Annotated in this window: 17 protein-coding genes; all 17 read left to right on the top strand. The window is 66.5% G+C overall.

Translation table 11 applies throughout. The annotated features are described in order from the left end of the window. Positions 1 to 304: 304 nt before the first annotated feature. The 17 genes from H6678_03460 (at position 305) to H6678_03380 (ending at position 22,165) form a co-directional block, all read left to right on the top strand. The gene (locus H6678_03460; protein MCB9472851.1) at positions 305 to 2,551 is read left to right on the top strand and encodes a xanthine dehydrogenase family protein; all 2,247 of its coding nucleotides are present in this window, start codon (positions 305 to 307) and stop codon (positions 2,549 to 2,551) included. Beyond that, on the top strand, positions 2,544 to 3,014 hold the full coding sequence (locus tag H6678_03455) for a (2Fe-2S)-binding protein (GenBank protein ID MCB9472850.1): 471 nt from the start codon (positions 2,544 to 2,546) through the stop codon (positions 3,012 to 3,014). Before H6678_03460 ends, H6678_03455 begins: the two co-directional genes overlap by 8 nt. Next, positions 3,011 to 3,877 carry a xanthine dehydrogenase family protein subunit M gene (locus H6678_03450; protein ID MCB9472849.1) on the top strand — a complete coding sequence of 289 codons (867 nt, stop codon included), beginning with the start codon at positions 3,011 to 3,013 and terminating at the stop codon, positions 3,875 to 3,877. The genes H6678_03455 and H6678_03450 overlap by 4 nt, the downstream gene beginning before the upstream one ends. Beyond that, the gene (gene xdhC / locus H6678_03445; protein MCB9472848.1) at positions 3,877 to 4,641 is read left to right on the top strand and encodes a xanthine dehydrogenase accessory protein XdhC; all 765 of its coding nucleotides are present in this window, start codon (positions 3,877 to 3,879) and stop codon (positions 4,639 to 4,641) included. Before H6678_03450 ends, xdhC begins: the two co-directional genes overlap by 1 nt. Further along, entirely contained in the window at positions 4,628 to 5,278 is a 651-nt protein-coding gene (locus H6678_03440; GenBank protein ID MCB9472847.1) for an NTP transferase domain-containing protein, read from the top strand. The genes xdhC and H6678_03440 overlap by 14 nt, the downstream gene beginning before the upstream one ends. Before the next feature lie 224 nt (positions 5,279 to 5,502). Continuing rightward, a complete protein-coding gene (locus tag H6678_03435; protein MCB9472846.1) occupies positions 5,503 to 5,883 on the top strand; it encodes a hypothetical protein in 381 nt (126 codons plus the stop codon). 17 nt (positions 5,884 to 5,900) lie between these two features. Further along, a complete protein-coding gene (locus tag H6678_03430; protein MCB9472845.1) occupies positions 5,901 to 6,779 on the top strand; it encodes an N-acetylneuraminate synthase family protein in 879 nt (292 codons plus the stop codon). Further along, a complete protein-coding gene (locus H6678_03425; protein MCB9472844.1) occupies positions 6,742 to 7,857 on the top strand; it encodes a DegT/DnrJ/EryC1/StrS family aminotransferase in 1,116 nt (371 codons plus the stop codon). The genes H6678_03430 and H6678_03425 overlap by 38 nt, the downstream gene beginning before the upstream one ends. After that, complete coding sequence (locus H6678_03420; protein ID MCB9472843.1) at positions 7,854 to 11,450, top strand: glycosyltransferase; 3,597 nt, start codon at positions 7,854 to 7,856, stop codon at positions 11,448 to 11,450. Before H6678_03425 ends, H6678_03420 begins: the two co-directional genes overlap by 4 nt. Beyond that, positions 11,447 to 12,748, top strand: coding sequence for a glycosyltransferase family 9 protein (locus H6678_03415; GenBank protein ID MCB9472842.1), 1,302 nt, complete (start codon positions 11,447 to 11,449; stop codon positions 12,746 to 12,748). The genes H6678_03420 and H6678_03415 overlap by 4 nt, the downstream gene beginning before the upstream one ends. Beyond that, positions 12,745 to 14,664 carry a glycosyltransferase family 1 protein gene (locus H6678_03410; protein ID MCB9472841.1) on the top strand — a complete coding sequence of 640 codons (1,920 nt, stop codon included), beginning with the start codon at positions 12,745 to 12,747 and terminating at the stop codon, positions 14,662 to 14,664. The genes H6678_03415 and H6678_03410 overlap by 4 nt, the downstream gene beginning before the upstream one ends. Continuing rightward, entirely contained in the window at positions 14,661 to 15,923 is a 1,263-nt protein-coding gene (locus tag H6678_03405) for a DUF115 domain-containing protein (GenBank protein MCB9472840.1), read from the top strand. The genes H6678_03410 and H6678_03405 overlap by 4 nt, the downstream gene beginning before the upstream one ends. Further along, the gene (locus H6678_03400; protein ID MCB9472839.1) at positions 15,923 to 17,692 is read left to right on the top strand and encodes a glycosyltransferase; all 1,770 of its coding nucleotides are present in this window, start codon (positions 15,923 to 15,925) and stop codon (positions 17,690 to 17,692) included. Before H6678_03405 ends, H6678_03400 begins: the two co-directional genes overlap by 1 nt. Continuing rightward, positions 17,685 to 19,400: a glycosyltransferase family 9 protein gene (locus tag H6678_03395; protein MCB9472838.1), complete on the top strand. Its 1,716-nt coding sequence runs from the start codon at positions 17,685 to 17,687 to the stop codon at positions 19,398 to 19,400. Before H6678_03400 ends, H6678_03395 begins: the two co-directional genes overlap by 8 nt. Then, positions 19,393 to 21,132: a glycosyltransferase gene (locus tag H6678_03390; GenBank protein MCB9472837.1), complete on the top strand. Its 1,740-nt coding sequence runs from the start codon at positions 19,393 to 19,395 to the stop codon at positions 21,130 to 21,132. The genes H6678_03395 and H6678_03390 overlap by 8 nt, the downstream gene beginning before the upstream one ends. Beyond that, entirely contained in the window at positions 21,117 to 21,740 is a 624-nt protein-coding gene (locus H6678_03385) for a hypothetical protein (GenBank protein ID MCB9472836.1), read from the top strand. The genes H6678_03390 and H6678_03385 overlap by 16 nt, the downstream gene beginning before the upstream one ends. After that, on the top strand, positions 21,737 to 22,165 hold the full coding sequence (locus H6678_03380; GenBank protein ID MCB9472835.1) for a hypothetical protein: 429 nt from the start codon (positions 21,737 to 21,739) through the stop codon (positions 22,163 to 22,165). The genes H6678_03385 and H6678_03380 overlap by 4 nt, the downstream gene beginning before the upstream one ends. Positions 22,166 to 22,199: the final 34 nt, after the last annotated feature.

Here is a 22,199-nt window from a genome sequence, read left to right as displayed (position 1 = left end):
AAGAGTTGTCCAGTTTCGCATCCACATCTCAGGTACTCACATCCGGGTCCATCATGGATGGCCACCCGGGACTTTCCACCTGCCCCCGCGCGGAGCCACCCTCAGAGCCACCCAGGAAACCCTCCACGCAATTGACTTCAAAGTCTCCCCAGCAGATCGCCCACCAGATTCCCGAGGTCCCGGGCTTCGAGCCCCATTCGGAGCCACCCGTTCTTCCCGCCCAGCTTCATCCCTCACAGTTCAATTGCCACATTGACACCCCGGACGGCAGACCACCCGCCGTCCCCGAGCGCGAGCCAGAACCATGAACGATCCCACCGACAGCTGCCGCATCGGAAGTTCCTTTCCCCGGCCGGAAGCCCCGGACAAACTCCGCGGACAAGCACGATACACGGATGACCTCCCCGGAAACGGGGTGCTCCATGGAGCCACTGTGCGCAGCACCTGCGCCCGGGGCACAATCCGTGGAATCCAATTCTCGCCCACGATCGACTGGAGCCAGTTCGTCATCGTCGATGCCAGGGACGTGCCCGGCAAGAATCGGCTGCAATTGCTGACCGACGACCAACCCGTGCTGGCCGCCACCCGGATCAATCACCCGGCCGAGCCCGTGCTGCTGCTGGCGCATCCCGATCGAGAGACATTGCGCCATGCGGTCAGACAGGTGCGGGTTCTCGTGGATGAGGAGCCGCCCGTCGAGGATCTTCGTGCGGCCATGACCGGTTCCGAACGGATCCACGGCGACGACAACCTGCTCAAGAGCTACACCATCCTCAAGGGCGATCCGGATTCCGTCTGGGAAGGTGCGGCGCTGGTGGTGGAAGGTGAGTACGAAACCGGGGCGCAGGAGCAGTTGTACATCGAGCCCCAGGCGATCCAGGCCGAGCCCATGATCGGCGGCGGGGTCGTGATCAAGGGCTCGCTCCAGTGCCCCTACTATGTGCACAAAGGCTTGCTGCCCATCCTCGATCTGCCCGCCGATCGCGTGCGCGTGATCCAGTTCACCACGGGCGGCGCCTTCGGCGGCAAGGAAGAGTACCCCAGTCTGCTGGCGGCGCACGCGGCCCTGCTGGCGCTCAAGGCGGGCCAGTCCGTGCGCATGGTTTACGAGCGCGACGAGGATATGCTGGCCACAACCAAGCGCCACCCCAGTCTGACCCGGATCCTCACGGCCATCGACGACGCGGGAAAGTTGCTTGCTCTGGAGATCGACTTCAACCTGGACGGCGGAGCCTATGTGACACTCAGTCCCGTGGTGCTCTCGCGCGGGGCGATTCACGCCGCGGGTCCCTATGCCTGTCCCCATGTGCGTGTCACGGCGCGGGCCTGGGCCACCAATCGTCCGCCCATGGGTGCTTTCCGGGGTTTCGGTGCCCCACAGAGCATCTTCGCCCTCGAGCGCCAGCTGGACCGGGTGGCCGCCGCAGCTGGACTGGATCCTGTAGAATTCCGAAGGATGAATCTACTGACCAGGGGCGCCAGCATGGCCACCGGTCAACAGATGACCCAGGATCCCGGCTGGTCGGCTCTGCTGGATCACGCCCTCGAGAAATCGAACTATCACGATGTCCATCGCCGCGCGCTGGCTCACAACCGGGAGTCCCTTGACACAAGGCGCGGAGTGGGACTCTCCACCTTCATGCACGGAGCCGGGTTCACCGGGAGCGGAGAGGTGACTCTGGCCTCGGTCGTTGAAGTCGCCGCTCTGGCCGAAGGCCTGATCGAAGTACGCACCAGCTGTGTCGAAATGGGGCAGGGCGCGATAGCTGTCTTCACCCAGATCGCGGCCGAGAGTGCGGGGCTGCCCGCTTCCTGCATCCGCATCGCCCGGCCCGACACGGCCCACGTGCCGGACAGCGGGCCCACGGTGGCGTCGCGCACGGCGATGGTGGTGGGCGAACTGGTACGGCGCGCCGTGTGTGACCTCTGCGAGCTGCTGAAAGCTCACGGCTGGACTCCCGGCCAGTCCCCGGACCTGTTCGCCGAAGCCTGCCGCCAAGCCACCCTGTCGGGTCCTCTCCGCACGCGCAGCCAGTATCAGGCCCCACCTGGAATCAACTGGGATGATGCCACCTACCGGGGCGATGCCTACGCGGCCTGGGCCTGGGCCGTGTACGTGGCGGAGACGGAAACCGATCTCGCCACGCTGGAATCCCGCGTGACACGGTTCACGGCGGTCCAGGAGGTGGGTCGCGTGATCAATCCGATCCTGGCCCAGGGGCAGATCGAGGGCGGCGTGACCCAGGCCATCGGCTGGGCCCTGATGGAGGAAGTGGCCTGGCGTGGTGGCGCGATGGCCAACAATCGCCTCTCCGGTTATATCGTGCCCACCGCGGCCGATACCCCGGAAATCGGCGTGCATTTCCTCGAGCACCCGTTCAGCCATGGACCGGGCGGCGCAAAGGGGATCGGCGAGCTGCCCATGGACGGCCCGGCGCCCGCGATCTGTGCGGCACTGGACATGGCGTTGGGCACCAGAATCACGGCGATTCCCGCCCTGCCCGAGCGCCTGCTGCACGAACTGTCTCTCCGGGAGGCCAGCGATGAGTGAGTCACCCATCCGTTTTCTGCTCAATGGCCAACCGCAGACCTGGAAGGGGGATCCTTTCCGGCGCCTGCTGGACGTGCTGCGCATCGACCTGGGACTCACCGGCAGCAAGGAAGGCTGTGGCGAGGGCGAGTGCGGAGCCTGCGCCGTGCTCGTGGATGGCACGCTGGTCAACGCCTGTCTGCTGCCCATGCTCCAGGTGCGCGACCGCGCCGTGCTGACCATCGAAGGAGTCGAACATGACGCGCTCGGCGCGCGCCTGCAGGCCGCCATGGCCCAGGCGGGTGCCACACAGTGCGGAATCTGCACTCCCGGCATGGTGATCGCGGCACTGGCACTGCTGCGGGCGAATCCCCGCCCCACTCGCGAGGAAGTCCGCCGCGGACTCGCGGGAAATCTCTGTCGCTGCACGGGCTACATGAAGATCATCGACGGCGTGATCCAGGCCGCGGAGGAGTCCGCATGAGCACCCCCTGGAGCATTGTCGCGGCCGATACTCTGGACGACCTGCTGGCGGTGATGCAGCACAATCCGGGCTGCCGTCCCCTCGCCGGTGGCACCGACCTGCTGGTGCAGAAGCAGCTGCGGCCACTGGACGGCGAGCCCTGCGTGGACATCTCGCGCATCCCCGAACTGGCAGGCATTTCACGCACATCCGCTGGTGATTGGCGCATCGGCGCCACCACGTCCTACAGCCAGATCCTGGCCGACCCGGTTCTGTGCGAAACCTTTCCCATGCTCGCCAGGGCCGCGGGCCTCACCGGAGGCTGGGCCATCCAGAACCGGGGCACGCTGGGAGGCAATCTGGCCAATGCTTCCCCGGCCGCCGACAGTCCACCCGCGCTGATGTGTTACGAAGCCGAGTTGGAGCTTGTCGGCCCATCCGGATCCCGGCAGATGCCCCTCGCTGATTTCTTTCTGGACTACCGGCGCACGGCGTTGCGTCCCGGTGAACTGATCGCGGCCATCCTGGTGCCGGCGCGTGATCCACGAGTCTGGCATGAGAGCTACACCAAAGTCGGCACGCGCGAAGCCCAGTCGATCGCCAAGCTCTCGCTGGCCATCGCCCTGCATCTCGAGGACGGAATCGTCCTACAGGCATTTCTGGCCGGCGGAGCCCTTGCCCCCACCTGCGTGCGCCTGATTGAATGTGAAACACTGCTTGTCGGTGCCCGGTTCGAACGCGCATTGATTCCGCGTCTGCAGGACAGCCTGCAGCGCGCGATCCATCCCATCGACGATCTGCGCTCCAACGAGCATTACCGCCGACGCGTGGCCTCCGCCCTGCTGGAGCGGGCGCTGCGGACGGCCATGAAAGGGACTGCCTGATGTCCGACTGGATCAACGAGCTGGCGACCCTGCATGCAAGCGGCGAGGCCTTCGCCCTGGTGTCCGTGATCCGGGTCCGGGGTTCCGCCCCCCGCGAGCGCGGGGCCCGCATGATGGTCACCACGGATCGCGTTGTGGGAACCATTGGAGGTGGTGGTCTGGAGCATCAGGCGATCGAGCAGGCGCGCACCCAGTTGCACTCGGGTGAAGATCTGGAACTGTCCGCCGAGTTGACACCCGCCCACGACCAGATCTGCGGGGGTGCCGTGGACCTGCTGATCGAGATCTTCAACAGCGGTCCCCGACTGATCCTCTTCGGTGCCGGACATGTGGCCCGTGCCCTGACCCAGGTTCTGCAGGGAACGGGAGTGCGCATCGAATGCATCGATGCCCGCGAAGACCAGCTGCAGCACCCCGAGATGCCGGCCAGCGTGATCCGTCATCTGGAACACGGTCCCGACTTTGCTGGCTCGGCCCGCTTCCAGCCCGCGCGAAGCATCGTGTGCGTGATGACCCACAGCCACGAGCTGGACCTGGACCTGTTGCGCACTCTGTTGCCCCAGGCACCTGCCTGGCTGGGATTGATGGGCAGCAAGACCAAGTGGCACAACTTCCGGCGTTCCTTGCTGGCCGAAGGGTTCAGCGAGCCTCAGGTGGATGGGATTCACTGTCCGCTGGGTTCCCGCAAGCTGGGCAAGTTGCCGCGGGAAATCGCGATCAGCATTGCCACCGACCTGCTGGAACGCATCCATGCCGGAGAGTGAGCCCTTGCCCCTGCTGGTTCTGCTGGCGGCCGGCCGCAGCCAGCGAATGGGGCAGGCCAAGGCCTTTCTGCCCTTTGGCGCACATACCTGGCTTGAACAGCAGCTGCAATGGTTCGCCGCCGCCGGTGGCCACCGTGCCCTGGTGGTCCTGAGCGAGATCCCCGCCGCACACGCGCCCGCTCTGCCCACCGTGGGAGAATGGCAACCGCATCACGGACTGACCCTCACTCTCCACCTCAATCCGTACCCGGAATCAGGTCCCCTCGGCAGTCTGCTTGTCGCCCTTGAGGCGTTGAAGGGCGCCCCGTCCTGTTCGGTGCTGATCCAGCCGGTGGATGTACCACTTCCGGATTCCGGACTGCTGCGCTCCTTGCTCGTTCATCCCCTCGGGGAACTGGACAGTGTGCAACCCACGCGCCGGGGCAGACGCGGGCATCCGCTGCGCATCGGTCCCGGCCTTGCGGCAGGTCTGGCCCGCCTGGACCCACTCGAGCCCGGACAACGTCTGGACCGGGCCATCGCCAGGCGTGTTGATGTGCGACATACCATCGAAACCGACTCCGACCTGCCCTTCCTCAATCTGAATGCGCCCGCCGACTGGGCCGCCTTCCTCAGGGATCATCCCCCGTCCCTCTGACTTCCCGCACCTGTTTTCTGCCCGGAATTTCGCCGTGCAGCCAAGGCTCCTGACGGGGGAATTTCTGCCCAGCAGGGCAATTCCTTCCTCATTTCGGAAGCTGCGGGCTCCTGAACTTCAGAAGTTTCAAGCTCTTGAAATTCAAACAGTTGGGGCCAATTCCTGACTTGGCACCGGAATTGCCAACCCCGAGTGAGACGAGGCATTTCCAAACAGGTGGAGTCATGAAGAAAAAAGACCGCATCCAGGGAAAGAAGGCGCTGTTCGTGCTTGGACTGGGCCTGGGTTACCAGGTGGACGCCCTGCGCCAGCGCAAGGACGGCAAAGCGAAGATCTACGCGATCGAGCGCTACGAAGATGTGTTCGAGCGGGCAGTCTCCACCCAGAGCTGGGATGCCAGCATCGATCAGGATGTGGAGTTCTGGATCGGCAAGGATCTGGGGTCCGTGCTGGAGCATCTCGACGAAGTGACCAAGGACATGGCCGAAGAGGACTGGGACATCATCACCAACCAGCCCTCGATCCGCCTGGATCCCCGCTACTACAAGACACTGCTGCGCGCACACCGCAAGCAACGCGTCGCCAAGGTGCAGGCCGACGAGTGACACAGGGAACGAGTGACATGGGCACTTCCGGCAGGCCCGGAGCGCTGCGCATTCCTGCGGTGATCGCCCAGCTGGGTGTGAATCACGATGGCAGTCTGGCGCGCGCGGTGGCCCTGATCGAGATGGCGGTCAGCTGCGGCGTGCAGGCGGTCTGCCTTCCCGTGTATCAGGCGGGGCTCTGCATGCCCGACCCCTGGTCGGCGACGCCCGGGCCGCTGCCCGCCCTGGATCTGGACTCCGAGACCGTGCGGGCCTGCGAACTGGGAGCGCCGGCCATCCGGCACTGCATTGCCCTGGCGCGCTCGCGGCGCATCGACATCGGGCTGCACGCCTGTGACCCGGTGTCACTGGTTCTCAGCCAGGAGCTGGGTCCGGACTTTCTGGTTCTGGATCTCCAGAACGGCCAGGCGGACACACTGCTCGAGTTGGCGCTGGAGACCCGGATTCCCCTGGTGGTGCAACTGGGCGAAGCGGACACGGGCGATCTGGACCAGCTCCGGCAGCATCTTGGTGCCCATGCCGGACGCACCCTGGTCATGCACGGTGCCCTGCCGGCTCCCCTGGACGAAGGCAGCGCGTCCCCCGATCGTGTGAGCATGCTGGAGCGCTGGTTCGAGCGTTGCGGTTTCTGCGACCACACGGGATCTCTGGCCTGCGCACTGGCTGCGACCCACGCGGGCGCTCAGGCGATCAGTGTGCACATCACTCTGGACCGCGCGGCACCCGGCCCCTGTCATCACTGGGGTCTGGACCGCACCATGCTGTCCTCCTACGTGGCGACCCTGCGCAGGAAACCAGCCACGATTCATTCCATCCCGGCCTTGCGCCCGGTTGGATCACATTGGTGGGAGCAATCCGATGACCGACGCGAAGGGACCGGCAATGCCCGGGCCTGAACTGCAAGCGCTGGCTGCCTGTCTGTCAGGGAGCGGACTGGCTGAAGACAGTCCCCAGATCGCCGAATTCGAGATGCGGCTGGCCTCCTTGGCGGGACTGGAGCAACCGGGCCTGGCCACCACCAGTGCATCCGCTGCGATGCAGCTGGCCCTGACCGGACTCGAGATCAAGGCGGGCGAGTGCGTGGTGCTGTCCACCCTCTGCGAGATCCGTTTCGTCAATCCCGTGATCCATCTGGGAATCCGCCCCCTGCTGCTGGATGTGGAGCCGACCGGGTTGTCGCTGGACCCCATAGCCCTGGCCACCTTCCTCGATGCCCAGTGCCTCAGGCGCGGAAGTGCCTGGTTCGAACGGGAAAGCGGTCGGCGTGTGGCCGCCGTGGTGCTGCCGCACATTGGGGGTCTGCGTCCCCGGCGCCGTGATGTGCTCGAGCTCTGCCACCGGCATGGACTAGCGCTGATCGAGTTGCCCGAAAGCCTGCGGGACGCGGAGCTGGCATCCTCGGCCGCCGATGCCCGCGTGCTGGATTTCAGTCACCACGAACCGGGCCTGGGTGGCGGAGGAGCGCTGCTCAGTCCGCACGCCTCCGTGATCCAGAGTGCCCGCTGGTGGGCCGGACTTTGCCGCTCGGTCGGTGATCAGGGGCCCAGTGACTTCGGCTTCCAGTATCGCATGCCGGCCTTGCTGGCCGCTCTGGGCAACGCGCGGCTGGAGCGCATCGAAAGCGAACATTCCACTCAGAGCCAGAGCCACGGTCTGCCCACGACACTGCTGCCTTTCGGACCCGCCGTGTTCGCGCATCATGCCCGGCGGGCCTGGCGCATTCCCGAAGGATCCAGTTTCGCGGCCTGTCTGGAAAACCTGTTTCCCGCAGGCTGGACCGGCGAACGCCTGCCGTTGCCCCTGCATCGCCAGGAACTGTACGCCGGTTTCCTCAGCGGCAGTGCACCCGTGGCCGAGCGCGCCTGGCAGGAAACCCTGGTGGCGCGTCCGGTACGTCCCGTGGCCCGTGCCCCCCACCTGTCCGTCCATGAAAGCCGCTCCCTGGTGGAGTCAGGCGGAAGGAGCCCGCTGTGAACTTCCTCTTTGCCGGAATCAAGAACTGGCCCATTCATCACGAGTGGGAGCACCTGATGGCCGAGGCCCTGAGGGCCGCCGGGCACCAGGTGCTCTTTCTGGGCTGCGAGCCGGGAAGTCTGGAAGCCTGCGAGTGCGTGGATCACACCACTCTGGCCAACCACGGCTCCCATCGGGCCTTCTGCCAGGACTGCGCCCGCTTCCAGCAGGGAGTGCATGCCCGTGCCGGTTTCCGCGAAGTGTCACTGCGCGGCAGTGTCCAACAGGACGCCGAACTTGATGCGCGCCTGAACGGGCTGGATGACGAGCGGATCCTGCGTCTGGGTGTGGCCGGATTCAGCCTTGAAGAACTGCTGACTCCCTCGATCAAGCGCTGGGGAAAATCCGGCCAGCCGGTGCGCGAGATCATGTCCGGGGACGTGCTGCGCCAGCACGCCCGGACCATCCTCAAGGTCGAGCAGCGCTTCCCGGGCATCGTGCACCGGGAAGGTGTGGAGTGCCTGGTCGTGCTCAACGGGCTTTTCGGCACCGAGCGCACTCTGAGCGAAGTGGCCCGGGGCCTGGGCCTGCGCGTGATCAACTACGAACGGGGTCACGTGCGCAATACCCTGATGTTCTCCGATGCGGGTCCTTCGTGTCACATGGAAATCGGCCATCTGCTGCCCGCGGACGACGCGCCCGAGCTGGAGTCGGCACAGGCGGCCCTGCTGGATTCCTACCTGGATGGTCGCCGCAGCAACCGCGATTCCAACGCCCGTTTCGGCACCGGATCCGCGGGGCCGGGACGACGCGCCGGCACTCGCGCGGGCGAGACTCGCACGCGGATCGCCGTGTTCAGCAATGTGAGCTGGGATTCGAGCATCTGCAGTCGCCCCACCGTGTTCGGCAGCTACCGTGACTGGTTGGTCGCGGTGATCGAACTGGCCCGCAGCCATCCCCAGTGGGATGTGGTGCTGCGCGTGCATCCCGGTGAAGCCAGCCTGCAGTACGACCCCACGGCCGATCGCACGGCCGACTGGGTGGCCACCCGCATGCCGCCCTCCAATCTGGAGGTGATCGATGCGGACGATCCGACCAGCTCCTGGGATCTGGCCCAGTCCGCCGACCTGAATCTGGTCTTCTGTACCACACTGGGGCTCGAGCTGGCCTGTGTGGGGCGCACGGTACTGGTCTGTGGAGACGTGCACTACGCGGGACGCGGATTCACCAGGGAACCCGTGAGCGCGGCGGCCTTCGAGGAAAGCATTCAGGACTGCCTGCAGAATCCTCTGCCGCAGGCGGAGACTCGCCGGCGTGCGCGCCACTATGCCTGGCACCTCTATTTCAAAGCGCCGACACCCTTCCCCTGGGTGGAAGAAGTCGAGTATGGCCGTCCCCAGCGCCTTGCCGGGCCGGTGGACATGGTGCAGCTCTCGAAGGATGAATTGCTGCGCGGGCTGCTGGGCTGGTTCGCCGGTGAACGTGCCACCCCGCCCTCCCTGAACGATCTGCTGGAAGCCCCCGACTCCTGCCCGCTGCCCTGGCGTTTCGGCAGCCGTGTGATCCGTGTCAGGGGCAGCCTGGCGATCCTGATCACGGCCCACGACCGTCCCGACTCCCTGCGCCGAGTGCTCGAGGGCTATCGCCAGCAGAGCGCCGGTTCGCGCTCGTTCCGGATCCTGGTGGTGGACGATGGCAGTCCTGCCAGTCTCGAGTCGCTGGTCAAGGAGTATCAGGCCTGGCTGGAGATCGACTGTCTGCGCCTGGATGTGCAGGGTGGACCCGCGCGCGCGCGCAACCGCGGTCTGGACCTGCTGCTGCAGTCCGGTTCCGGGGTGGGCTGTGTCTTCATCACGGGCGATGACATGATTCCCGACCGGGAACTGGTGGCCCGACTCCAGGAAAGCCGGCGTGGCTGGAATGACGAGCGCGTGGCGCTGCTGGCGCGCGTCGACTGGCATCCCGATCTGGCTCTCAACCGGGTGATGAAACTGGTCTCACGCAACGGCATGCAGTTCGCATTCGAGCGCCTGCCCGCCCGCGCCATGCTGCCCGCGGCCTACTTCTACACCAGCGGTGTGGCCCTGGACGCGGGATTCCTGCGGCGCAGCGGTCTGCGCTTCCGCGAGGACTTTCCCTATGCGGCCTTTGAGGACGGCGAATTCGCCAGCCGTGCCATGGCTCAGGGACTGATTCTGGCCTATGACTCGGCGCTGAAGGTGTATCACGACCATGCGATGGACTATCGTGGCTTTTCCGCGCGCCAGCGTCGTGTGGGCGCCGCTGCCCGGGTCTGGCACGCCCTCAACGCGCGGGCGTTCCACGAGGTGGCGGGCAACGAACCGCAGTCTCCCCCGGACCGCCGCGACATGCGCTTTCTCGAGCGCGCCTTGAGCGAACTGTCGCGTCTGGACCTGAGTGCGCTTCAGGGAGTTGCCGGAATGGCCGGTGACCTGGCGGCCCAGCTCGATCGCGAGCAGGACACCCTGCTCGAGCAGTTGTTCCGTCTGCATTACGAAGCGGGCTGGTTCGAACGCCCGCTGTTCCAGGCCGGCACCACCGTGTCCGGGAGACTGAGCATCGTGATTCCGGTCTACAACCAGTGCGAGCTGACCCGGGCCTGCCTGGAGTCGATCCGTCGCCAGACTTCCGGCGATGTGGAGATCGTGGTGGTGGACAATGGCTCCACCGATGGCACGCGCGAGCTGCTGGCCAGTCAGCCGGACATTCTGGTGGTGCATCATCCGCTCAATCTGGGATTCGCCCGGGCCTGCAATGCGGGCGTGCGCCAGGCCAGTGGCGAGCTGGTGGTGCTGCTGAACAACGACACCGTGGTGCAGGCCGGCTGGGATCTGCCCCTGCGCCATGAACTGGCCGACCCGATCACGGGCATCGTGGGCCTGCGCCTGCTTTACCCCGACGGCACGGTGCAGCACGCTGGCGTGGTCTTCAACAACGAGGGTCTGCCCTGGCATGTGTTCCGGGGCCTTCCCGGACTGAGCGCGCCCGTGATGCGCCGCCGCGAACTGAGCGCGGTCACCGGCGCCTGCCTGGCCATGCGGCGCGAGCTGTATCTGAACATGCACGGCCTGGACGAGAACTTCGTCAACTGTTACGAAGACATCGACCTGTGCCTGCGCGTGCGCGACGCGGGTTACCGAATCGTCTACAATCCCGACGGCAGCGTCCTGCATTTCGAAGGCCGCAGCGAAGGCCGCAACGAGCGCATCGCCCACAGCTGGCTGGTGCTGCAGGAACGCTGGCAGGGAAAACTGCCCCGCGACGAGGCCCAGGTGCTGGCCCAGGCCGGATTGCGCCTCGACCGCGACCCCAGGACAGGAGCCGTGCGCTATCTGCCACTGGATCCCTCACCCGAGGAAACCGGGCGCGAAGCCAGCTGGCTGCTTGAAAACGAGCGTCACGAGGATGCCCGCAAGCTGCTGCGCTGGGCCATCAACCAGTACCCGAACCAGCTGGATCTGCGTCGGCAATTGATCCAGCTGGAGAGCGCGCTGGGCAACAAGGCCCAGGCCGAGCGACTGGCGGCGGGCATCCTGAATCTGGCACCGGCCACCGAACACACCTCGCTGACGTCGCCCGGAGTGTCCTCGTGAGCGCTCATGTGCTTGTGATCCAACTGGCCCGCCTGGGTGATCTGGCCCAGAGTCTGCCGCTGATCTTCGGCCTCAAGCAGGCCGGTGCCCGGGTGGACCTGATCTGCGGTTTCGACCCCGGAGACTGGTTGCGCGAGCGGCTGGACTCGTTGATGGTGCTGGACACGCGCAGTCTGGAGCAGGGGCTGGAAGATCCAGCGGTCCTGTTCACGGCCCTGCGCACGCGGCTGGGAACCCTGCTGGCCGGAAGCCGTCACGGCAGCTGGGACCATGTGATCTGTCTCAACGATGCGGTGCCCGCCACCGAACTGGCCGCCCTGCTGCCCGGCAACTCCCGGTGCGGAGCCGGGGTGGCCGGCGATCCCTACGCGGCCTGGTTGGCCGCCCTGGGCGAGGAACGTGGCGAGAACCTGGTGCACCTGAGCGAGATGATGCTGGCCAGTGTGCCATGGGTGGAAGGTCAGGTCAGTGCGGCCCGCGTGCGCAACAGCCGCGACATCGTGATCCACAGCGGATCGGGCAGTCGCTGGCGCCAGCTGGAACCCCTGTTCTGGCGGGGACTGCTGCGCGAGCTGGCCCTGGCCATGCCCGGACATCGCCTGCTGCTCACTGGCAACGCCACTGAACGTGCCACCTGCGAGAAGCTGGCGCTGGGCATTCCGTCGGTGATCAATCTGGCGGGACGCACCTCGCTGGACGAGCTGCTGCTGACGCTGGAGAATGCCGCGCTGGTGATTGCCCAGGACACAGGCGTGCTGCATCTGGCCGCCGCCACCAGCACTCCCCTGCTGGGGCTGTACCACGCCAGTGCGCGCGTGACCGAGACCGGGCCGTTCCAGCATGGCGCCCACGTGCTGGAAGTGTCGGCCGACTGCCACCCCTGCCATGAAGGGGCGCCCACCTGCGCCAATCTCGATTGCCGCCACTGGATCGAGTTTCACGGTGTGGCACGCATCGCGCTGGCGATCCTGCGGGGCGAGACGCCCCCGCATCCCGCCGACCCGCGTCTGGCGCTCTGGCGCTGCGAGTTCGAGGGCGGTGGCTGGCTGCTGCGTGATCTGGGCAGTGGCGGGTGGTATCGTCGCGAGGAAAAGCTGGCCCAGCTGGCCTTCCTGCGGGGCGATGGCGCGCACGAGCCGCTGATGGCCGACGGAAAAGCCTGGCGGGCCGCATGCGCAAATGGAATGGATCACGCCAGCTGGCAGCGCAGACTGGGCATCGGCAGCCCCGTGGGACTGCTGGAGACCGCATCGCACTGGAAGGCCGCCTGTCTGACCACCAAGGAACTTTCGCGATGAACCTGCTGGTTCTGGACATCCCCCTCTTCGTCGAGGAGCTGCGAGCCGCGGGCCATGCGGTGGTGAACATCGGGCCCGACCCGGCCTGCGAGATCCATCTCGCACCGGGACAGTACACGCTGGATGCCATCTGGTCACGCCTGCCTGCGGGATTCACACCCGACCGGCTGCTGCTCAGCGAAAGCCTCAAGCGGCGCCGGGTTCCCCAGGGCATCGCCGAAGCCCCTTGTCCCACGCTCTTCCATTCGGTCGATGGTCACCTGCACCTGGACTGGCATCTGGCGCTGGGACGGCTCTTCGACCACGTGCTCTGCAGCCAGCTGGCGGTCTGTTCGGCCATGCAGGCCGCGGGGCTGCGGGCGAGCTGGCTGCCCTGGGCGATTTCCGCCCACGAGGTCAGCAGCGACATCGAGTCCGGCCCGCGTGACATCCCGGTGAGCATGGTGGGCAGTTTTCTGGCTGCGCACCGCCCCAAGCGCATGCAGCTGCTCGAGCGCCTGGCGCGCCGTTTTCCGCTGGCGCTCTACGGTCCGCCCTTCACGCCCTTCCTCACTCCACTGGAACAGGCGGCCATCTATGGGCGCTCGCGGATCGTGCTCAACGAGTGCATCGGGGGCGAAGTCAATTTCCGCCTGCTCGAAGCGGCCGCGCAGGGCGCCTGTGTGCTCAGTGAACAGGAGTCCGAAGGTCAGTCCCTGCTGCTGCGCCCGGGCAGGGAGTTCGTGCCCTGGACACCGGACACGGTGGAGGAGGAACTGGACCGCCTGCTGGCCTCTCCGGACACCTGCCACGAGATCGGCCGTGCGGGCTGGCAGCGGCTGAACGCCGATCACACGCGCACCCGTCGCTGCGCGATGTTGCTCGAAAGTCTGGAACTGGCCCGGATGGAAGACCGACGACTGGAGCAGATTCCCGCGGCGCCCCGACTGGAGCACTGGATTCGTCAGCGCCTGGTGGCCAACGGTCTCGCCGATCCCCGTGACACACCGCGTGCCGCGCGCGCCGCCGGGCAGCCGTCCACTTCTCACCGCCTGACCGGCCCGCTGGGGGACGAGCTGCTGATCGGGCAGGCCGAGGAACTGCTGCGGAGCGGCCGGACCGACGAAGCCGAGAGTCTGCTGTCCGGCAGTGAGTCCAGGCTTTGCCTGCTGGCACTGGAAGCCTGGCGCCTGATCCGTCTTTGGGACGCACAACAGCTGGACTCCGCGCAATGCGTGCAGGCGGCACAGATGCTGGCCCAGGTCTTTCGCAACCTCAACCGCCGCCATCGCGCGGGCATCGTGGTCAATCCCGAACGGATCACGATTCCCTGCTGGGAATTCCAGTTGCTGCAGCTGGCCCTGCGACGGCTTCCTGACGAGCCCGGCCTGTGGCTGGCGCTGGCCAGATGCGAGGATGACTGCGGACTCACGGCCCACGCAGTCGCCAGCATGGACAGCCTGATGCACGTGATGCACACGAAGGGGCTTGAGCTTCCCGACGAACTCAGGCTAGAGCATGCGCGCCTGCAGTGGAAAGCCGGCCTGCGCGAAGCTGCCGAAGCGAATCTGCTCAGACTGTCCGACTCGGACTGGATCACGGCATCGTGGCTGCCCACCGAAGAACGCCTGCGCCTGCAGTACGTGCGACGGCTGGTGAACGAGCGCAACATCACCGCTCTTGAACTGCTGGCCACCGAGCGTCCCTCGTCCGCGATCACGGGCCTCTGCTGCGAGCTCTCGCAACTGGATCATCAACCCGCGCGCGGGTTGAGCCTGCTGGATTCCCTGATCGCGAAGGAACCCGGCTCCCCGCGCCTGCACAGGCTGCAGGAGCGCATGCTGGAACAGATGGGCCGCCACGAGGAAAGCCGGATGGCCCACCAACGGTCTCGCCAGTGCAACATCCTGGTGCGGCACACGGAGGACATGCAATGAACCGCCCCCTGACTCTTGAAGACCTGGCGGCCCTGGCGCACCAGCATCGGGCCTATTCCCTCGTGAGCTGTCGCCAGGGTGGATACAGTTTCCGTGTTCCCGGTGCGGGTCTGGTGCACAGCACGGTGAATCCGGCCGGCGAGGCCATGCGGCAGGCCCGGGAAGCCGGAGTCGTGCCGGGCAGCCGTCCGCTGCTGCTGGGTTGCGGTCTGGGCTGGCAGGCCCTGGCCTGCCTCGAGCTGGGCGCGTCCAGCGTGCGCATTCTGGAAGCGGATGTGCGCGTGCTGGCCACATTGCATGCCCTGCCTTCGGCGCGCAGGCTGCTGCAGGATTCCCGCGTGCAACTCCATCGGCCCGCCGATGATGGCGAGTTCCTGCGCCTGCTGGCCGGCCTGTTCAAGAGCGAACACGAGAACCAGCCCCTGCTGACCCTGGCCACCACTCCCGCGCTCTGGGCCGAACATCTCCCGGGCAGTTGCTCGCTCGTGCTGGACATTCTCAGCCGGCGCCGCAATGGCTATGCCCAGGAGCCCAGTCTGGCTCACAATGCCCGGCTGAATTCGGTCTTCCTGGCCACCAGCGCCGAGTTCCGGCTCTACGAGGGCTCATGGAAGCAGCAGCCCGTGGTGGTCTGCGGAGCGGGCCCCAGCCTGGACAAGGACCTTGAGACCCTGCGTGCCCAGCGTGCGGAGCTGCGCATCATTGCCGTCAACGCCGCACTCAATCCGCTGCTCAAGGCCGGCATCGTGCCCGACCTGGTGATCGCCGTGGATGGCATGAACGTGATCCAGGCGGACTTGCCGGTGGTGGCCGAGAACATTCCCCTGCTCTGGGTGCCGGGCACCAACCATGGATTCGTGTCCGGTTGGCCCGGTCCGCGCATTCTGGCACTTCCCGTGGGTCCGGGGCTGCCGCCCACTCCCTGGCACGGTCGGACGCCGGGAACGCTGCAGTCCGGAATGGGAACCGTGGCGGGACCCGCGCTGGACGCCGCGCGCCAACTGAGTCAGGGCCAGCTGTATCTCAGCGGAGTGGACCTGGGCTGGAGCGCGGGCCGCGGATATGCGGGCAATGTGCGCCGCGAAATGGTTTCCGGCATCCGCTCGGACTTTGACTACATGCGCCGCCAGCTGGGCCTCTTCGTCAATGAACTGCGGCTGGCGGGCCGCCATGTCTCCGCTTTCGGTGAGCCCTGCGACTGGATGGAACACCCCGTCCGCCATCTCGAGACCCACGCCCTGCACGAGGAGAACGTCTGATGCATGCCCGCACCATCGTCGCCCAGCGCTGGCCCGCCCTGGAACTGGACCCTGCTCGCACGGCCAGCAGCACCTCCTCGACACAGCGGGAGCGTCTGGTCTGGAAGGGCCAGACCATGGTCTCGCCCCTGAATCCCGAGCGCGAGGCCAAGCGCCTGCTCGAGCAGGCATTTCCCGATGGCATTCCCGCACGCGTGACGCTCGTGGGCCACGGCAATGGTGTGCTGGAACGCCTGCTGCTGGATGCGCCCGTCCAGGCCCTGCGCATTCTTGTGCCCGACATGGCGTATCTGTCCTGCGCACTGGACCTCTGGAAGGACGCCGAGGTTCTGGCCGATCCCCGTGTGGACCTGGTGGCGCCCGGACAGGAACTGCTTCCTCTGGACGGCGAGCAGCTGCTGGACCTGCCGGCGATCGTGCGCGCCTTCCCCGGATTCTGTGCCCGCACGCGGGTCCAGCTGGGGCAGCTGCGTGCCAGCGAACGCCGTCTGCGGATCATGGTCGTGGAGCCGGTGTATGGCGGTTCATTGCCGCTGGCGCGTCACGCGGCCGAGGCCTTTCGGGCGCTGGGGCACACGGTGCAGAGTGTCTCACTGGACGGCATGGAGCAGGCTCATCGCACCTTGCTGAACGCGGGCGACCGGCATCTCAAGGGCCGCAGTCTGCTCTCCGGATTCGAAGAGCTGATGGGTCAGCTGGTGCTGCTGGAAGCCTCGCGCTTCCGGCCCGACCTGGTGTTCGCGCTGGCCCAGAGCCCGGTGAGCGCGCGGGTCAGCGAGCAGCTGCGCCAGCAGGGAGCACGCACGGCCTTCTGGTTCGTCGAGGACTACGAGACCATGCCCTACTGGAAGGCCCTGCATGGGCATTTCGACCTGTTTCTCACCATCCAGAAGGGCCGCTTCCACGAGCAGCTGGCCGCGCTCTCGGGAAACCCCGTGCGCTACCTGCCGCTCTGCAGCGACCCCTCGGTCCACTTTCCCGAGCCTGGAACGCCCGAGGAGAGCATCCCGCTCAGTTTCGTGGGCGCCGGGTATCACAATCGCCAGACCGCGTTCCTGGAACTGCGTGACCACGGGCTGAAGATCTGGGGCTCCGACTGGAACCCGCTGCACCCGGCCTTCGACATGATCCAGGACGGAGGTCGGCGCACGGACGAGGCCCGCAACCGCTGGATCTTCTCCAACAGCCGGATCAATCTGAACCTGCACAGTTCCACCTATCACGCGGGCGTCGATCCCGATGGCGACTTCGTGAACCCGCGTGTCTTCGACATCCTGGCCTGCGGCGGATTCCAGCTGGTGGACCAGCGCAGCCTGCTGCCGGAACTGCTGGTTCCCGGCAAGCATCTGGCCACCTACCGTGACACCAACGAACTGCGCGACCTGGTGACCTGGTACCTGGAGCATCCCGGGCAGGCCCGGGAGATGGCCGAGGCGGGGCGGCGCGAAGTGCTGGCCCGTCACACCTTCAAGGTGCGAATGGCCGAGTTCCTGGAGCTGGCGCATCAGCTGGGCGCGGACTGGTTCCCCACCGCCGCTCCGCGCAAGGAAGCGGGCCTGGTGGCCGAGGCCGATCCGGAACTGGCCGCCTGGCTGGCCCAGCTGCCACCCGATGTGGATCACACGGTGTCCTCGATCGCGCGTCACGTGAGCCAGCTCGAGGGCGAACTGGGCGAGACCGAGCGCCTGTTCCTCTACATGGGCCGCATTCAGGAATGGGCTCGCAGCAAGAAGATCGACCAGATGCTCGAGGGGGCCTCCCGTGGCTGAGATCCTGGTGATCAACCTGACCCGCATGGGCGACATCGTGCAGACCTCGCCGCTGTTGCAGGGTCTGCGCCAGCAGCATCCAGATGCGCACATCGCGCTGCTGGTGATCGACGCCTTCCGCGGAGTGGCCCAGCAGATTCCCGCCGTGGACGAGGTACTGGTCTACGAACAGGACGAGAGTGTGAGCCGCCTGATGGCACCGGGCTGGACCTTCGGTGATGCGGTGATCTGGCATCGCAATTTCGTGCGGGCTCTTGGCCAGCGGTCCTGGGATCTGGTGATCAACCTGACCCACAGCCATGACAGCGCCCTGCTGAGCCAGCTGGTGGCGCGGGGCGAGATCCGTGGCCTCAGCGTGCACCGCACGGGCCAGCGCGACATCAAGCACGACTGGGTCAAGTACTTCTTCAACGTGACCGCCAACCGGGGTTTCAATTCCTTCAATCTGGTGGACATCTACCGCCGCATCGGCAATCTGCCCAAGGGCGTCGGTCAGGCACTCTGCCTCGAACCGGGTGACGAGGCCCGCCGCTGGGCCGCCGACTTGCCGCTGGACGGACCGGGCCCCCTGGTGATGCTGCAGCTGGGAGCCAGCCGCGACAACCGCCGCTGGCCGCTGGAAAGTTTCGCCCGCTGCGCGCGCATTCTGGCCGAAGAGTGCGGGGCGCGGTTCCTGCTCTGTGGCACCCAGAAGGAAATGCCACTGGCCGCCTCGTTGATGACTCTGGCTCCCGAGCTGGTGTATCACGACCTGAGCGGCCAGACCAACCTGGCGCAGCTCAGTGCACTCTGCACTCGCGCCGACCTGCTGATCAGCAACGACACCGGCACCATGCACATCGCGGCCGCCATGGGGACTCCCGTGGTGAGCCTCTTCCTGGCTACCGCCCTGCCCGAGGAGACTGCGGCCTACCTGCCCGGAACGCTGGTGCTGCAGCCGCGCATCGCCTGTTCGCCCTGCAGCCACCATGTGGAATGCCCGCACATCAACTGCCGTGACTGGATCACTCCGGCCGCGGTGGCCGCCGCCGCCCGGATGCAACTGGACGGCAGCGTGCCGGAGACCTGGCCCGACGCCGAGCGAGTGCATGTCTTCCGTTGCGAACGCGATGCCGAAGGCTTCCAGACCCTGGTGCCGCTGCTGCAGGAGCAGCTGTCTCCGGAAGCGATCTTCAGCCTGTGTTACCGCAGGCTCTGGAAGACCGAGCTGCGCGCGGGTGTCCGCGAGCCCCTGGCGCTTTCGCTGGTCGATGAGCTGGCCGGTCTGCGCGCGCGGCTGGCCGTCGCCCCGGATCCCGCTCTGTTGCTGCATCGCTGCAATCAGGCCCGCGAGATTCTGGACGATGTGATCCAGCTGGCCGGCGAAGGGCATGCCCTGACCGGTGAAGTGGCACTGGACCTCTCCAACTCTGCACCCAGTCTGAAACTGCTGGAGCGCGTGTCAAGCCGGGTGATCGAGATTGACGCCACCCTGTTCAAGCGCGAGATGTCGCACACCTGGTTGCGCCCGCTGGCCGTGCTCTTCCGCTTTGACAAGGAGGAACTGGACCAGGAACCGGATTTCGAACGCACCAATCGCGCCATGGGCCGGATCTACGACACGCTGGCCCACCGGGCCCTCGAGCTGGCGAACATGCTGGACACGGTGATCCGTGAGCTGGAACCCGTGACCCGGACTCAGGAACTGGACCCCATCTGCCATGAGTGAATGGGCATTCGAAAGCGGCCCCTCGCGCCGGGGTGATGCGACTCTCTGGCTGAGCTGCGGGGAGCGCAGGCTGGCCGTGCACAGCCCGCTGGACCCGCGTCGCGAGGCTCGCACGCTGCTGGCAGGCCTGGGTGTGCAGCAGCCAGCCATGTTGCTGCTGCTGGGCGGCGGGCTGGGGTACCTGGCCGAGGAGGCCTCCCGCGGTGACTGGCAGGGCGTGCTCCAGCTGGAACCGCCTCGCACCGGCGCGCGGATTTCCGGCGAGCAGCGGCCCCCGAGCGGCGTACGCCTCCTGCACGGAACACCCATGCAGCTGGTGGATGCCATCACGCGCGAACAGATGGAACGCGGATATCCGGATCTGTACCTGGTGGTGAACACTGCCTATCGCGCGGCGTTTCCCGGCTGGGCTGCCGGGCTGCTGGAGCACTTCAGCCCCGGGCTGAATCCTTCGCGCCTGGGCAGTCTGCGCACACGCAGCTGGCAGGGGCGGCGCGTGCTGGTGCTGCAGAGTGGCTACTTCCTGCTGCGCGAATGCAGCCGCGCCTTCCGCGAGCAGGGCTGCGAGGTGCTGGAAGTGCCGCTGAGCCGCGAAGGCAACCGGATCGCGCCCACGGTCGTGCATCAGGAATTGAAGATCGACGAGGACTTCCTCAACCGGCTGCTGGAGAAGCTGGGTGACTTCCGCCCGGACCTGGTGTTCTGCGTGAACCACATCGGCTTCGATGCAGAAGGACGGCTGGCGGCGATTCTGGAGAAACTGCGCATACCCGTGGCGGTATGGTACGTGGACAGCCCCGTCTACATTCTCGACGGGCATCACGGGGTGGCCACGGGCAACACGCATCTCTTCGTCTGGGAGCGCCACTGGCTGCCCGCGATGCAGCAGCTGCCCTTTGGTTCGGTCCAGTGGTTGCCGCTGGCGGGCAATGGCGAGTTCGCCACACGGGGCGCGGCCGGCAGCCAGCGCGATTGCAGTTTCGTGGGGGGCTCCAATGTCGAGGCCGTCTCCAAGTGGAGCATCCGGCTGGGGCTGAACACGGCCCAGCGTCGCGAGTACGAACGCCTGCTGGAAGACTGGGTCCTCAATGGGCGCCGGATTCCCGTGGAGACCTTCCTGGAAGAACAGCGCCTGCGGATTCCCCTGCTGGCTTCGGGTCTGGACGAGCGCGGCTGGCGCACACTGCAGAGCCTGCTGGTACTGGAAGGCACCCAGCGGGACCGCCTGGACCTGGTGCGTGCCTTTGCCCAGCGCGATTTCGTGGTCTGTGGTGACCGCGGCTGGCAGAACCTGGAGCCGGCCCTGCGCCTGCTGCCGGGCCTGGACTACTACGGAGCGCTGCCCCTGCATTATGGGGGCTGCCGGGTGAACCTGAACAGCACCAGCCGCCAGATGCCCACGGCGCTGAACCAGCGCGCCTTTGATGTGCCCCTGTGTGGCAGCGTGGTGCTGGGTGACGCCCAGGAAGACCTGGAGCTGCTCTTCACTCCCGGGCGGGACTGTCTGGCCTGGCACACGCCCGAAGAGGCCCTGGAGCTGAGCAACCGGCTGCTGCGTGATCGTCCGCTCTGGAGCCGCCTGGCACGCGAGTCCCGTGAGACGGTTTTGAGCAGGCACCTGTACCGACATCGGGTGCGCGAGATTCTGGATACACTGAAAACGACCTATTCAACCCCGACCGGCAGCCGCAAGGATGCCCGTCCCCTGGAGGAACCATGCAGATCATCGTGAACGGAGAACCCTGGGCCCTGCCTTCCGGCGTGCCGCTGGGTGGGCTGGATTACCGGTCCCTGATGGAGCAGGTGGCGCTGGCCATGCGTGACAGCGGCCTGCTGATCACCCACGTGCGCGTGAACGGCGAGGATGTCACCGGGCGTGACTTGAACGCCATTGACGGACTGGGCAAACCGCAGTCGCTGGAACTGGGCGTGCACCGTCCCGAGGAACTGGTGGCCGAATCCCTGAAGGTGACCGCGGAAATGGTGGCGCCCCTGCGCCGTGATCTGGCCACCTGTGCCGATCAGCTTCGCATCGGCGATGAAGCCACGGCCACCCTGGTGCTGTTCCGGATCATCGACAACTTCGAGCTGCTCAAGTCGGGCGTGACCCAGATGGGGCGCATTCTCACCCGCTACCTGCCCGGCGAGTTGGCCGTGGTGATCACCGGGTTCTCGGGCACCTTCGAGCCGCTGCTGGACGAAGTGATTTCGGCCCAGGAGAATCGTGACCTGATTCTGCTGGCCGACCTGCTGGAGTACGAGTTGAGCGAAGGCCTGGAAAGCTGGGCGGTGGCCATTGAACCGTTGATCGAGACCCTCTCGAAAGTGACCGTCGAATGAGCGCTGCACACCCGCAGGGCCTTGCCGCTTCCGAGACGGAATCCGCGGGCGAGGACCGACTGTTCAGGCTGCTGGACGAGTGGGAGAATCTGCTGCGCCTGCTGGGCGGCGGGGATGACAATCTCGAGCATCTGGACGCCCTGTTGAACCGCCGCGAGGAGCTGGGCCATGCCGTGGCCGAGTGTGTCGAGGGACTGCGTGCCCGCTGGCCCGAGGCCCATCCACACCGACTCTGGTTGCGCGCCGAACTGGCCACCCGGTCGGCACGGATCTCGACCATGGAAGACAGGCTGGGCGGGCAGCTTGGCGAGGAACTGGGAGGACTGCGGGCCAGGCTGAACGGCCTGGATCACACACGGCGCACCCTGGTGGGCTATGGTCGCCGGCCGCGCCCCGAACCCCGCCGCCTGGATACGGAACGCTAGGTCCGGCGTCCCGGGGAAAACCGGGCGATGGCCG

The sequence above is a fragment of the Candidatus Delongbacteria bacterium genome, assembly GCA_020634015.1.
Taxonomy (GTDB): domain Bacteria; phylum CAIWAD01; class CAIWAD01; order CAIWAD01; family CAIWAD01; genus JACKCN01.
Note: the sequence above shows the minus strand (reverse complement) of the source record. Positions and strands in the feature narration are given on the sequence as shown.